This is a genomic window from Virgifigura deserti (genome assembly GCA_003576685.1).
GTDB lineage: Bacteria > Pseudomonadota > Alphaproteobacteria > Dongiales > Dongiaceae > Virgifigura > Virgifigura deserti.
In genome coordinates this window covers 185075-198936 of the sequence record QOZR01000005.1, presented here as the reverse complement: position 1 = coordinate 198936, position 13862 = coordinate 185075, and the positions used below count along the sequence as shown (strand labels likewise).

13 protein-coding genes and 1 pseudogene are annotated in these 13862 nt (G+C 65.1%); 6 read left to right on the top strand and 8 right to left on the bottom strand.

Features of this window, described 5'->3' with window-relative positions:
• Nucleotides 1–245 precede the first annotated feature (245 nt).
• Nucleotides 246–1229, top strand: a complete 984-nt coding sequence (locus DT069_RS10805; protein ID WP_119460318.1) for an SDR family NAD(P)-dependent oxidoreductase — start codon at nt 246–248, stop codon at nt 1227–1229.
• 125 nt (nt 1230–1354) lie between these two features.
• Here the strand turns inward: DT069_RS10805 and DT069_RS10800 are convergent.
• From DT069_RS10800 to DT069_RS10785, 4 genes and pseudogenes are all read right to left on the bottom strand, one after another.
• Nucleotides 1355–1570 (bottom strand): annotated as a pseudogene (locus tag DT069_RS10800) (IS630 family transposase); the annotation flags it as partial.
• A gap of 143 nt (nt 1571–1713) precedes the next feature.
• Nucleotides 1714–2571: an adenylate/guanylate cyclase domain-containing protein gene (locus DT069_RS10795; RefSeq protein ID WP_119460316.1), complete on the bottom strand. Its 858-nt coding sequence runs from the start codon at nt 2569–2571 to the stop codon at nt 1714–1716.
• 76 nt (nt 2572–2647) lie between these two features.
• A complete protein-coding gene (locus tag DT069_RS10790) occupies nt 2648–3064 on the bottom strand; it encodes a cupin domain-containing protein (protein ID WP_119460315.1) in 417 nt (138 codons plus the stop codon).
• Nucleotides 3065–3398: 334 nt separating this feature from the next.
• Nucleotides 3399–3710, bottom strand: a complete 312-nt coding sequence (locus tag DT069_RS10785) for an ArsR/SmtB family transcription factor (RefSeq protein ID WP_119460314.1) — start codon at nt 3708–3710, stop codon at nt 3399–3401.
• 116 nt (nt 3711–3826) lie between these two features.
• Here DT069_RS10785 and DT069_RS10780 point away from each other — a divergent pair, with 116 nt between their 5' ends.
• Nucleotides 3827–4897, top strand: a complete 1071-nt coding sequence (locus DT069_RS10780; protein ID WP_119460313.1) for an alkene reductase — start codon at nt 3827–3829, stop codon at nt 4895–4897.
• A 31-nt stretch (nt 4898–4928) separates the two neighbouring features.
• On the opposite strand, the gene DT069_RS10775 is transcribed toward DT069_RS10780, so the two are convergent.
• The 3 genes from DT069_RS10775 to DT069_RS10765 form a co-directional block, all read right to left on the bottom strand.
• Nucleotides 4929–5153 carry a hypothetical protein gene (locus DT069_RS10775; protein WP_119460312.1) on the bottom strand — a complete coding sequence of 75 codons (225 nt, stop codon included), beginning with the start codon at nt 5151–5153 and terminating at the stop codon, nt 4929–4931.
• A 48-nt stretch (nt 5154–5201) separates the two neighbouring features.
• Entirely contained in the window at nt 5202–6119 is a 918-nt protein-coding gene (locus tag DT069_RS10770; protein ID WP_119460311.1) for an alpha/beta fold hydrolase, read from the bottom strand.
• Between the two features lie 147 nt (nt 6120–6266).
• Entirely contained in the window at nt 6267–8069 is a 1803-nt protein-coding gene (locus DT069_RS10765) for an AMP-dependent synthetase/ligase (protein WP_119460310.1), read from the bottom strand.
• A 275-nt stretch (nt 8070–8344) separates the two neighbouring features.
• Between DT069_RS10765 and DT069_RS10760 the strand changes: the two genes are divergently transcribed.
• Nucleotides 8345–10144: a M3 family oligoendopeptidase gene (locus DT069_RS10760; RefSeq protein ID WP_119460309.1), complete on the top strand. Its 1800-nt coding sequence runs from the start codon at nt 8345–8347 to the stop codon at nt 10142–10144.
• Nucleotides 10145–10188: 44 nt separating this feature from the next.
• A complete protein-coding gene (locus DT069_RS10755; RefSeq protein ID WP_119460308.1) occupies nt 10189–11544 on the top strand; it encodes an ABC1 kinase family protein in 1356 nt (451 codons plus the stop codon).
• A gap of 66 nt (nt 11545–11610) precedes the next feature.
• On the opposite strand, the gene DT069_RS10750 is transcribed toward DT069_RS10755, so the two are convergent.
• Nucleotides 11611–12009: a GFA family protein gene (locus tag DT069_RS10750; protein WP_119460307.1), complete on the bottom strand. Its 399-nt coding sequence runs from the start codon at nt 12007–12009 to the stop codon at nt 11611–11613.
• 266 nt (nt 12010–12275) lie between these two features.
• Here DT069_RS10750 and DT069_RS10745 point away from each other — a divergent pair, with 266 nt between their 5' ends.
• Nucleotides 12276–13433 (top strand): Re/Si-specific NAD(P)(+) transhydrogenase subunit alpha, encoded by a 1158-nt coding sequence (locus DT069_RS10745; RefSeq protein WP_119460306.1) that lies wholly within the window; start codon nt 12276–12278, stop codon nt 13431–13433.
• Between the two features lie 3 nt (nt 13434–13436).
• Nucleotides 13437–13847 (top strand): NAD(P) transhydrogenase subunit alpha part 2, encoded by a 411-nt coding sequence (locus tag DT069_RS10740; protein ID WP_119460305.1) that lies wholly within the window; start codon nt 13437–13439, stop codon nt 13845–13847.
• Nucleotides 13848–13862: the final 15 nt, after the last annotated feature.

Sequence of the window (13862 nt, the reverse complement as noted above, 5' to 3'; positions counted from 1 at the left end):
GATGCAAATTGGCTGGACGGAAAGATGGGAATCGCAACGGCACAATCCGTCGGGGACGCAACGATTACGAATATTTCACGGCCGGCGATTGCCGGACAAGGATATTTCTCCTGTTCCGGCCGCCTTCGCGCCGCTCCGCGCGACTCGGGATAGGGCAGTGATTTTGGGGTGCTGCCGGGGTATAGGATACCGAGCTTGTATCATTGCTTCGCATCTTGCGAGGCCGGAAAGCGCAGGGGTGTTTAATGACCGTTCTCGTGACCGGCGCCGCCGGCTTCATCGGCTTCCACGTCGCCTCGGCCCTGCTCGCGCGCGGCGAGCGGGTGGTCGGCGTCGACAATCTGAACGCCTATTACGATGTCGACCTCAAGAAAGCGCGGCTCGCGCGCCTTGAGGAGACGCCGGGTTTCACGTTCCACCGCCTGGACCTTGGCGACCGCGCCGCGGCGGAGGCGGCCTTCGACCGAATCGGCCCGCTCGACGGGATCGTCCATCTCGCGGCCCAGGCCGGGGTGCGCCACTCGCTCACCGAGCCGCACGCCTATATCGAGGCCAACATCACCGGCCATCTCGTGATCCTCGAGGCCTGCCGCCGGCTGCCGGACCTCAAGCATCTGGTCTATGCCAGCTCCTCCTCTGTCTACGGCGGCAATCGCAAGCTGCCCTTTGCGATCGAGGATCCCGTCGACCGGCCGTTGTCGCTCTACGGCGCGACCAAGCGGGCGGACGAGCTGATGAGCGCCGCCTACGCCCACTTGTTCCGCGTGCCGATGACGGGTCTGCGGTTCTTCACCGTCTACGGGCCCTGGGGGCGGCCGGACATGTCGGCCTATCTGTTCACCAAGGCGATCCTCGCCGGCGAACCGATCCGCGTGTTCAACAAGGGCGACATGAGGCGCGACTTCACCTATATCGACGACATCGTCCAGGGCGTGCTGGCCGCGCTCGACCATCCTCCCTCGGACGGAGGCGAGGATGCGCCGCCGCACCGGCTCTATAATCTCGGCAACCACCGCAGCGAGCCGCTGATGCGCTTCATCGGCATGATCGAGGAGGCTTGCGGCCGCAAGGCCAAGCTCGACCTGCTGCCGATGCAGCCCGGCGACGTGCGCGAAACCTTCGCCGACATCACCGCCGCCGCCAACGACCTGGGTTTCGCCCCGCGCACGCCCATCGATGAGGGCATTCCGCAGTTCGTGGCGTGGTTCCGGGAGTATCACGGGGCGTGAGATGACGCCCGGTTCGCCGGTCCGCAAGCCAGAGATCGATCGTCGCTCGCGGAAACAGGAGCTCAGTCCGGCGACCAGTAGAGGGCATACTGCCCTCCACTCCAGCGATAGATGATGATCGGTGCAACCAGCCAGTCCCGATGCGCGCCGGAAACCTTCTTCGGCTTGCGGCCGCCCATCTGGCCCAGTTTGAGGCTGCCCGCTTCACGAAAGCGCTTCACCCACTCGATCACCGCGCTGTAACTGACGCCAAAGCGCGCCGCCTGACGGCGCGACAGCGCCTCCTTCTCGACCGCCGCAACCACGCATTCGCGAAGATCCCCAGAATATGGCTGGCCCATCCATGCTGGCCTCCTTCCCCAGCCAGCATGTTGAATCAAATCCCAACTGACTTGGGAATCCCTATCGACTCAGGCTTATCTCATTCCGCTTTAGCCGGCGCACTCGTTCCTCTCAGCCGGCGCCGGAGCGACGCGCAATGGCATCATCGCGGATCGCCAGGCGCTCCTGACGCCGCTTTGGTATGCTTGTCCGATGCGTTGCGCAGGATGTAAACCTCGATCGGCTGCAGGTGACCTTTCAGGGTGAGCTGCCGCCGCTCGGCGTCCGGTAGATCCAGTCCGGAGGCTTTGTAGGCGGCTTCGCTGACGATGATTTCTCCCGCACCGGCCGCCGCGACGAGGCGCGCGGCGACGTTCATCGTGTCGCCGAGGGCGGTGAAGTCGGTGACGCCGTCCTCGGCTCCGATGCTGCCGACGAAGGCGGGCCCAGTGTGGACCCCGACACCGACCGGCATCCAAGGGCCGCCACGGGTGCCGTGGCCGGTCGCCTCAAGCAGGTCGCGCGCGGCGTTCACTGCCCGCCGCGCGTAGTCGGGCCCCGACAGCCCCGGCAGGTACACGCCGATGACCTCGTCGCCCACCAGCTTATCGATGATCGCGTCGTTGGCCGTGAGGATGCGCGTGGCCGCCGTGTAGAACCGGCGTATCACCCGGCTGAACTCCGCGGGCGCCATGCCCTCTGCCAAGGCGGTCGAACCGCGTACGTCGGCGAACACGAGGGCCACCTCCATCTCGGCGCCGCCTGGATGCTCGCGCACAAACTTCTCGCAGATGGTGCACCAATGGGGGTTCTTGTGCCACGGCCGCCGTCCCAGCAGGCGCATCAACGGCGCGCCGACCCCGCTGAAGGGGGCGAGGCACATCTTGCACCGCGGGCCGCTCGGGGAAGGCAGGAGCTTGAAGAGGCGCCGCCCCCGGCTCAGAGCGGGATGCTGCCCTGTCAACACCGCGCGCCACAGATCATCGCTCTGGGCCTCAGAAGTGTGTGGATTCTGTGCCATGGCAACCTCCTGAGCCGGCGCTCCCGCCCCGCGTGCGGCGACACGTTGAGGGCAGCGCGATCAGTTTTCGGAGCGGTCACGGCTCGTTCTGCTCGAGGAACTGCTTCTGCGGCGGGCTGATCTGGAAGACGACGAGCTCGACCGGCTGGTCGCCCTCGTTACTCACCCGCATCGGCGCGTTCAGCGGTTCGGCGACCGCCTCACCGGCCATGATTGTCCGCGGCTCCTTGCCCTCGACCTCCATCGTCAGGGTGCCATCGACGACGTAGACGTAGACCGGCGTGGGATGGGTATGCCACCCTGCGACCGTCCGCGGCTCGACCGTGGCCCTCACGACCCGCACCTCCCGCGCGTCGGCCGGAATTTTCACCTCCTGGGCGAGCACCTGCTCCAGCTGCGAGGCGGGCTTGTCGATTTCCTGAAGATTCTCCTGGGCGAAGGCGGTGCCTGCCAGCAGAACCGTGGCGGCGATGACAGGGATGCTGAGTCTCATGGTTCCCTCCTTTCAGCGGTTGATTCTCCATATCAACACCGGGATCCTCAAAAGGTGCTCTGCCCACAGGGCGCAAGATGCGCCCGCGACGGCGCCCGGTTAACCCGGACCGCCGCCTGACGGTGCGACAGCCCTTCCGCCTCAACCGCTCCAACCATCCGCTCGCGAAGATCAACAGAATAGGGCTTTGGCATCCCTGCTGGCCTCCTTCCCCAGCCAGCAGTTGAATCAAATTCCACCCGATTTGGGAATCCTCTACCGACTCCGCCCTATCTCATCCCGCTCTAGGCTGTCAGCGCCCAGACACGTACCGAGCGGGCTGACACGGTCGGGATCAGGCGACGTCCTTCGGCGCGAACCGCAGCACCGATTCCAGAAGCCCCGGAAACACCTGTTCCAGCTCCGGCCGTAGCGAGACGAAGCAGCGTGTGCCTTCCTTGCGGTGCTGGAGGATGCCCGCCTCGCGAAGCTGCTTGATGTGATGGCTCAGGGTCGAGCCTGCGATCTTGCAGTCGAACTCCGTCGAGCCCCGCTCGCCCCCCGTCACGACTTCCGCCACGATCTTCAGCCGCACCGGATCGCTCAGCGCCGCGAGGACGCCGGTCAGGGTGATTTCGGCCGTTTCGGGATGAAAGGGTTGTTTCATGCGTGGGCTCACCCATATTCTATGTTCGTCGAATATCGAACAATATACAGCTTTTCACCGGTAATTTCAATCGCCGACGAGCCAACGCCGTCAATCGCGAGGATGAGACCAAACCCATGCCCACGCTGCACGACCCCATCAAGATCGGTGCCCTGGATCTGCCCAACCGCATCATCATGGCGCCGCTCACCCGCACGCGCGCCAGCGAAGGCCGCGTGCCCAACGACCTGATGCGCGACTATTACGTTCAGCGCGCCTCAGCCGGCCTGATCCTGACCGAGGCGACCTCGGTCACCCCCATGGGGGTCGGCTATCCCGACACGCCCGGCATCTGGTCGGACGCGCAGATCAAGGGTTGGAAGGCGATCACCGACGCGGTGCACGAGGCGGGCGGGCGCATCATGCTGCAGCTCTGGCATGTCGGCCGCATCTCGGACCCGGTTTATCTGGACGGGGCTCTGCCGGTCGCCCCGAGCGCCATCGCGCCGGACGGCCATGTCAGCCTGGTGCGGCCCAAGAAGGCCTATGTCACGCCGCGCATGCTGGAGACCGACGAGATCCCCGGCATCGTCGAGGCCTATCGCAAGGGCGCCGAGAACGCGCTCACGGCCGGCTTCGACGGCGTGGAGATCCACGGCGCCAACGGCTATCTGCTCGACCAGTTCCTGCATGACGGCAGCAACAAGCGGACCGACCGCTATGGCGGGTCGATCGAGAACCGCGCCCGGCTGATGCTGGAGGTGACCGACGCCGTGATCGCCGTCTGGGGCGCGGATAGGGTCGGCATGCATTTGAACCTGCGGTCGGACTCCCACTCGGTGAGCGATTCGAACCCCGCCGCGCTCTTCGGCTATGTCGCGAAGGAACTCGGGGTGCGGAAGATCGCGTTCCTCGTCGGCCGCGAGTCGGTTGCCGAGCCGCGCCTCGGCCCGATGGTGAAGCAGGCCTTTGGCGGCGTCTATATCGCCAATGACAGCCTCACGCAGGAGGACGCTGAGGCGCTTCTGGCCAGGGGCGAGGCGGATGCGGCCGCCTTCGGAAAGCTGTTCATCGCCAATCCCGACCTGCCGAAGCGCTTCGCCCGCAAGGCGCCGCTGAACGAGCCGAACAGCGCCACCTTCTACTCGGCCGGACCCGAGGGCTACACGGACTATCCGGCGCTGGAGCGGATGGCAAAGAGTGCCTGACGTCGCGGAGTGCAGAGGGGCAGTGCGATCGTCAGTCGCTCTCGCCCGTCGCGCGCCGGCAGATCGTCTTCACATAGGCCGTCGAGCCGATCCTGTCCGCGAACGCAGATCGGCCGACGGCTTCCTGCCAGCCGAAATTGCAGGTGAGCTCCGAATCCGCCGGGGTCGACATCACGTCGGCGGCGGTTTCCTCCGTACAGGCGCCTGGTGCCACCGTGTTCAGACAGATCAGGATGATCGCGACGTAACCGTCCATGGTGCCGTCCGAAGCTTGGTCCCGCAGCTTCGGCCTTCCTACGCGTGTTCAATCCGAAAGGAAAGGGAGGAGGCGCGGTAACACCAGATCGGTACGGAGCAGCGCCGTCAGATGGTTGCAGCCGGGAAGCTCCAGGATTTCAGCCTGCGGCAGGAGCTGGGCGCAGCGCCTGATCTGCGCGCGCAGGGAATCCTCGGTGCCGACATAGAAGAGGCAGAGCCGCTCGAGGCCGGCAAGGGTGGCTGAGATATCGGGGCGATCCTCGGCGACTGCCGCCTGCAACGCGGCCAGATCATTGGCCAGAATGCGCGCCTTCCAGGCATCGGAGAGCGGCCCGCCGAGGTGCTCGAGAATGGCAATCCAGTTGCTAATGCCGGGGGCGACGGCCTCGCGGTAAAACGCCATGCTCTGTCCGAAAGGATGGGCACCGCCGACGATGAGCCGTCCGACCCGGTTGGGGAACGTGCCTGCAAAGGTAAGCGCCGACCAGCCGCCCATTGAATAGCCGAAGAGATCGGCGCGTTCGAGGCCGACCGCGTCCAGCACCGCCGCCACATCGCCCGCCCTGTGCCAGGCCGAATAAGCCGCAGGATCTTGCGGACGGCTGCTGCCGCCATGACCGCGCGCATCGATCAGGATGAGTCGATGGCCGGCGGCCGCAAGCGGGGCTGCATACCCCATCTCTGCCCAGGATTCCGAGCTGTCGGTAAAGCCGTGCAGCATGACGAGCGGCTTTCCTTCACCAAGCGTGCGGTAGCGGATGATCACGTCGCCGTTCGTCGTGGTCGCTTCCATCTCCACATCAGCCCTTCGATCTTCTTCACCGAAAACCAAACCGGGTCGGAAGCACAGACCCGCCCCGGCCAACCCTTTGAGGATGGCACGACGGTTCACGCCCTGGCCGCGTGAGGCGCCGCTACAGGACCGCTCCACGGAACCTGTCTCACCGGCATCGAGTCTGTGCATGTCACGGATTCTTCCCACGGGACGCCTCTTCGGCCTCAGCCCGGGGAAGTGTCTATAGGCGAAGCGCTATATCCGCAGTGACCAGGATCACAGGATGGCCAGCAATCTCTACCTTATGGCCCATAGGCCCAACTCCGGATCGCCGGATCAGCCGGTCGCCTTCTCGTACAGCTTCTCCATCATCTGGCCATGGGCCGCGCGAATCTTGTGCCGGCGGATCTTGAGCGACGGCGTCATCATCTCGTTCTCGATCGTGAAGGGCTCGGGCACGATCGCGAAGCGGCGGATCTTCTCGATCCTCGAGAGCCGTGCATTGACCCGGTCGACGGCGCCACCGAGCGCGCGGTGGAAGTCCCCGTCCGTGGCGAGCGCGGCGAGGTCGGCGCTCTTGCCGTTCGCCCGTGCCCAGTCGAGTATGAAGTCGCGTTCTGGCACCAGAAGCGCCACCAGATGCGGGCGTTTGTCGCCATGGACCATCGCCTGATTGATCTCCGGCTGCAGGACCAGGAAGCCCTCGATGCGCGCCGGCGCGACATTGTCGCCGCCGGACAGCACGATGATGTCCTTCTTGCGGTCGGTGATCTTCAGATATCCCTCATCGTCGATCTCGCCAATGTCGCCAGTATGCAGCCAGCCATCGCGGATCACCGCCGCGGTCGCCTGCGCGTCGCGCCAGTAGCCCTTCATCACCAGTTCGCCGCGCACCAGGACCTCGCCATCCTCCGCGATCCGCAGCTCGGCGCCCTTCACCGGTGGCCCGACGGTCCGCAGCTTGATCCGGCCCGGCGGGTTGGCGCTCACCACCGGCGAGGCCTCGGTCTGGCCATAGCCCTGCAGGATGCGGACGCCGAGCGCCGTGAAGAACAGGCCGATGTCATAGCTGAGCGCGGCGCCACCGGAAACCAGCGCCTTCAGCCGCCCGCCGAAGCGTCGGCGCACCTTGCGCCGCACCAGCAGCTCGGCGACGAGGTCGAGGATGCGCTGCCAGAGCGTCAGTGAGCCGGGCCGCTCATATTTCTGGCGGCCGAGCTCATGGGCAAGAAGGAAGAGCTTCTTCTGCAATCCCTCGGTCTTGTCGACCGTGCGCATGATGCGGTGATGCATCACCTCATAGAGCCGCGGCACCGCGGTCATGATCGTCGGTCGGACGGTCGCCATGTCGTCGGTCAGCTTCTCGACGCTCTCGGCGTAATAGATCTCGGCGCCGATCGAGATCGGGAAGAACTGCCCCGCCGTATGCTCATAGGCATGCGACAGCGGCAGGAACGACAGGAACACCTCCTTATGGACGCCGAAATAGTCGACCAAAAGGTGATAGGCGCCCATGCAGTTCGCCAGAATCGAGCCATGTGTCAGCATCACCCCCTTCGGCGTACCGCCGGTGCCGGAGGTGTAGATGAAGCAGCAGACCGCATCTCGCCGCAGCTCGGCCATCATTTCGGCCGAGTCGTCCGGCCGGGCCTCGCCGCGGTCCATGACCTCGGCCCAGGAGACGACCGGAGCTGTCGGCTGCTGCGCCAGGCCGAGATCCTCCATGCTAACGACGAACTCGAGCTCCGGCGCCTCGATCGCCGCCGGCAGAAGAGTCTTGGCAATAGTCCGGGTCGAGACGATGGCCGCGCGCGCGCCGCTGTGGGCCAGAATATATTGATGGTCGGCGGTGGTGTTGGTCGTGAAGGTCGGCACGGTAATCGCGCCGGCGGTCATGATCGCCATGTCCGCCACCAGCCATTCCGGCCGGTTCTCCGAGATCAGCGCGACCCGGTCGCCGGGCCGGATACCCAGGTCGCGCAGCCCGCGGGCGAACAGCTTTACCTGCTGCGCCGCTTCACCATAGGTGATCGGCTGGAAGACGCCGTCGCGCTTGCTCCACAGGAATGGCTGTCCGCTGCGGTGCTCGGCCTGCCGAAAGAACATGTCCGGCAGGCTGCGCCAGACCTCGTAATGCATCCAGCATCTCCCCCCTGACACCAACTCGCGCAGTAAGTTGGTACATCGGCTCAATTGCAAGTACCTGATTCACGCGAAAATTCAGTAAATGAAGCGTTTCGTGAATTTGCGCGATCAGGTGCTAGCCGGCATGCGCCGCTGGCGCTGCCGATTTCGTCGTCCGCCGAGGCTGTCCGCTTGCGGCGCGCCGGTCAAGGTGCTTGGCGGGGCCGCTTCGCGATCTTATATCGCTGTTGGACAGCTTGAACCCGTCGAGACACGTCAGAGGACATTCCATGAGCAGCAGCGCCAGCGCGACGAAATCGGACACGGCCCCTCAGAAAGACCTCCCGGAATGGAATCTCTCGGACCTCTATCCGGGCCGGGACTCGGCCGAGCTGAAGTCCGATCTGGCGCAGGTGACGGCCGACGCGAAAGCCTTCCGCGAGCGCTACGAAGGCCGCGTCGCCGAGTGCGACGGGGCCACGCTGGGCGCCGCGATCGTTGAGTATGAGCGCCAGCAGGAGGTCCTGTCGCGGATCATCAGCTACGCGCAGCTCGTTTATTCCGCGGACATGACCGATTCGGCCGTCGCGCAGTTCTATCAGACGATGCAGGAGCGGGTCAGCGACATCTCGACCGACCTGCTGTTTTTCACGCTGGAGGTCAACCGGCTCGACGACGCGGCGTTCGCCGAGCGGCTGAAGACGCCGGCGTTCGCCCATTACGAGCCCTGGCTGCGCGCGATCCGGGATTTCCGGCCGTTCCAGCTCTCCGACGAGGTCGAGCGTGTGCTGCATGAGAAGTACATCACCGGTCGCGCCGCCTGGACGCGGCTGTTCGACGAGACGATGGCCGCGCTCCGCTTCCCGGTCGACGACAAGCTGCTCACCAACAGCGACGTCTTCAACCTGCTGACCGACCGTGACGGCGCCATGCGCCGGAAGGCGGCGAAGTCGATCGCGGGCGTCCTCGGCGATAATATCCGCGACCTCGCTCTCATCACCAACACCCTGGCGAAGGACAAGGAGATCGAGGATCGCTGGCGCGGCTTCCAGAGGCCGGTCTCGTCCCGCAATCTGGGGAACCAGGTGGAGGACGAGGTGGTCGACGCGCTGATCACGGCGGTGAAGGACGCCTATCCGCGGCTGTCGCACCGCTATTACGCGATCAAGGCGCGCTGGATGGGGCAGGACCAGCTCGATTACTGGGACCGCAACGCGCCGCTGCCGAGCGACGAGGATCGGGCGTTCGGCTGGGACGAGGCGACCTCGACGGTGCTCGACGCCTACGCGGCCTTCTCGCCCGACCTGGCGGCGGTGGGCCGGCGCTTCTTCGACAATCGCTGGATCGACGCGCCGCCGCGGCCCGGGAAGGCGCCGGGCGCCTTCGCTCACCCGACAGTGCCGAGCGCACATCCCTATCTGCTGCTGAACTATCATGGCAAGACGCGCGACGTGATGACGCTCGCCCACGAGCTCGGCCACGGCGTCCATCAAGTGCTGGCCGGCCCGCAGGGGCAGCTCATGGCGGACACGCCGCTCACCCTGGCGGAGACCGCCTCGGTATTCGGCGAGATGCTGACCTTCCAGGCGTTGCTCGGCAAGGAGACGGACCCGGACCGGCGGCGGATCCTGCTCGCCGGCAAGGTCGAGGACATGCTGAATACCGTGGTCCGGCAGATCGCCTTCCACGAGTTCGAGCGGCGCGTTCATGACGAGCGGCGCGAGGGCGAGCTGTCGCCCGACCGGCTGGGCGAGATCTGGCTCGACACCCAGCGTGAGAGCCTAGGGCCCGCATTGCGGTTCGACGACGACTACCGCGTCTACTGGTCCTACATCCCGCACTTCATCCATTCGCCCTTCTATGTCTATGCCTATGCGTTCGGCGATTGCCTGGTGAACTCGCTCTACGCCGTCTACCAGAACGCGGATCAGGGCTTCGCCGAGAAATATCTCGACCTGCTGCGGGCCGGCGGGACGCTGCGGCACAAGGACCTGCTGAAGCCTTTCGGCCTCGACGCGTCGGACCCGGCCTTCTGGGCCAAGGGGCTGGGCGTCATCGAGGGCTTCATCACGGATCTCGAAAAAATCTGAGCCTGCGGAGCTGGGGACGCCCGGAACGCATTAGGGGGCGCACCATGTCCGATTCCTCCGAAGACAACCGGCTGTCGGGCAGGGTCCGACGCTATGCGCGCGTCTCGACGGCGGTCGGCGGCCTCGCGGCGCGGCTGGCCGGCGAACGCTATCTCGGTGTCAAGCTCGACCGCAACCGCCATGCGGCGGAGCTGAGAGCGGCGCTCGGCGGGCTCAAGGGCCCGCTGATGAAGGTGGCGCAGATCATGGCCACCATTCCCGATGCGCTGCCCAAGGAATATGTCCAGGAGCTGGCGCAGCTTCAGGCCAACGCGCCGGCGATGGGCTGGCCCTTCGTGAAGCGGCGCATGGCGGCGGAGCTCGGGGCGGACTGGCGAAAGAGGTTCGCGTCCTTCGAGCACGAGGCCGGGGCCGCCGCGTCGCTCGGCCAGGTGCACCGGGCGACCGGCCACGACGGACGGCTGCTTGCCTGCAAGCTGCAATATCCGGACATGCAATCCGCGGTGGAGGCGGATCTGCGCCAGCTTCGGCTGATCTTCGGGATCTACGAACGCTACGATCGGGCGATCGCAACCCGTGAGATCCATGCCGAGATCGCCGCCCGCCTGCGCGAGGAGCTGGACTATGACCTCGAAGCGCGGCACACGACGCTTTATGGCGCCATGCTGGCGAAGGAGGCCGGCGTCCATGTGCCCGAGGTGCTGCCGGAGCTGTCGACGCGGCGCCTGCTGACGATGACCTGGCTCGAGGGCACGCCGCTGCTCAAATTCATCGCCGAGCATGAGGATGCCGCGGTGCGGAACGAGGTCGCCTTCAACATGTTCCGCGCTTGGTATGTGCCGTTCTATTATTACGGCGTCATCCACGGCGATCCGCATCTCGGCAACTACACCGTCCGGCCGGACCGCTCGGTCAATCTGCTCGATTTCGGCTGCATCCGGGTGTTTCAGGCCAGCTTCGTCCAGGGTGTGATCGATCTCTATCATGCCTTGCAGAACGACGACCGGGATCTGGCCGTGCATGCTTATGAGAGCTGGGGCTTCAAGAACCTGACGGCCGAAACCATCGACGTCCTGAACCGCTGGGCGAAGTTCGTCTACGGACCGCTGCTGGAGGACCGTTCCCGCCTGATCCAGGAAACCGAGTCGGGTGTCTACGGTCGCGAGGTCGCCGAGAGCGTTCACGAGGACCTGCGCCGTCTGGGACCGGTGACGCCGCCGCGGGAGTTCGTGTTCATGGATCGCGCCGCGATCGGCCTCGGCTCGGTCTTCTTCCATCTTAAGGCCGAGATCAACTGGTACCGGCTGTTTCACGAGCTGATCGAAGGCTTCGACGTCGACTTGCTGCACAAACGCCAGACCAAGGCGCTGAAGGCCGCCAAGGTGCCGCTGCCGACGTGAGATGCTGGTTCCAGCGGATAAAATCAGACGCTTGGTGCCTTGTTTCCGGCCCTGACGACGTGCGAGTCAGCCTGTGCCATGGTCGTATCGTGGAAGATCATCGCTGAGATCGATCCAGGGCAATCTCTCCGCGTAGTGGACATGAAACTGCGGCGAAAAATTCTGCGAGTCTTCAAGGCTTGCAGCATAGAAGTGGATCTCTTCCGGGTATTTGTCGTTCTCATAGGCCATTGGCGTTCCGCAATTGGCGCAAAACAGCCTGCGAACTCCTGGCGATGAGCGATAAATACTCGGGTCATTGCCCGTGAAGCGATATGCGTCCCGTGGCACCCCGAAGAACGTGGTAAATGGCGAGGACGTGTTTCGCCTGCAGCTATCGCAGTGGCAATGACCCCGCCAGTTTTCTGGACCGCTATACTCGAAAGAGATCTCTCCACATAGGCAGCGCCCCCTTTTCAGTTCCATCTTGTCCTCTCAAGCCGTTTCGTACCGCTGCACCGATATTGCTCCGACTTCCAGACGATTAGCACGTTCGGTCATGATTGATTGGCGGCAGGATCAGCAATTTTCTTCTGGTATATGGTATACCATGGGTTGCGCGAATGATTTCGGAAAGGCATTGTGTTCCGCCGCGCTGACCGGGCAAGATTGCGCGCGGCCGGGGCGGAACGTGCCCGAGGGGGCGTGCCCAGGGGGAAAAGACGAACTTCAGGCGAGGGGCTGGCGAAGCAATGAAAATCGGCATAGCGAAGGAGCGCCGCCAGAACGAGAGGCGGGTGGCGGCGTCGCCCGACACCGTGAAAAAACTTGTCGGGTTGGGTGCCGAGGTGACGATCGAGACGGGCGCCGGCTACAGTGCCTCCTTCACCGACGAGGCCTTCACCGCGGCGGGCGCGCAGATCGCCGAAAGCGCGCAGGCGGCCCTCGGCGAGGCCAATATCGTGCTGAAGGTCCAGCGGCCGCTGACTGCGGCCGAGGGCGGCACGGACGAGCTGGCGTTGCTGAAGCGCGGCGCCGTCCTGGTGGGCATTCTGTCGCCCTATGCGGCGAAGGATCAAGTGGCCGCCTATGCCGAGCATGGCGTCGACGCCTTCGCCATGGAGCTGATGCCCCGGATCACCCGGGCGCAGAGCATGGACGTCCTTTCCTCGCAGGCCAATCTGGCCGGCTACAAGGCGGTTCTGGACGCCGCCGCCGAGTTCGGCCGCGCCTTTCCGATGATGATGACGGCCGCCGGAACCGTCGCGCCGGCGCGCGTGCTCGTGATGGGCGCGGGTGTGGCCGGCTTGCAGGCGATCGCCACGGCGCGTCGGCTCGGCGCCATCGTCTCCGCCACCGATGTGCGGCCGGCTGCCAAGGAGCAGGTGCAGAGCCTGGGCGCCACCTTCGTCGCGGTCGAGGACGAGGAGTTCAAGGCGGCGGAGACCGCCGGCGGCTATGCCAAGGAGATGAGCGATGCCTACAAGCAGAAGCAGGCGGCGCTGATCGCCGACACGGTGAAGAAGCAGGACGTGATCATCACCACGGCGCTGATCCCCGGCCGGCCGGCGCCGGTACTGCTGACCGAGGAGATGGTCAGGACCATGAAGCCGGGCTCGGTGATCGTCGACCTAGCGGTCGAGCAGGGCGGCAACTGCCCGCTGTCGGAGCCCGGGCAGGTGGTCGAGGCGCATGGCGTGAAGATCGTCGGCCATCTGAACGTGCCGAGTCGCCTGGCGGTCGACGCCAGCGCGCTCTATGCCCGCAACCTGCTGGCTTTTCTCACGTCGCAGATCGACAAGGAAGCGAAGGCGCTGAAGATCGATTGGGAGGACGAGATCATCAAGGGCACGGCGCTGACCCGCGACGGCAAGGTGATCCATCCGACCTTCACCGGAGAGGGAGCGTAGCCCATGGAGCCAGCAACCATTGCCGACGGCGCAGCCGATCTTGCCAATGAAGCGATGCGCCTCTCCGAGCAGGCGGCCGATTTGGCCTATGAGGCGTCACGCATGGCGTTCGAAGGCGGGGCGGGCGCCGAGCATGATCCCTTCGTCTTCGGCCTGACCATCTTCGTGCTCGCCTGCTTCGTCGGCTATTACGTGGTCTGGCGGGTGACGCCGGCGCTGCATTCTCCGCTGATGGCCGTCACCAACGCGATTTCCAGCGTGATCATCGTCGGCGCGCTGATCGCCGCCGGCCCGGCGGATTTCAATTTCTCCCAGGTGATGGGGTTCCTGGCGGTGACCTTGGCCTCCGTCAACATATTCGGCGGTTTCATCGTCACCCAGCGCATGCTGTCGATGTTCCGGAAGAAGAAATAGGCGGGGGACGTTCCT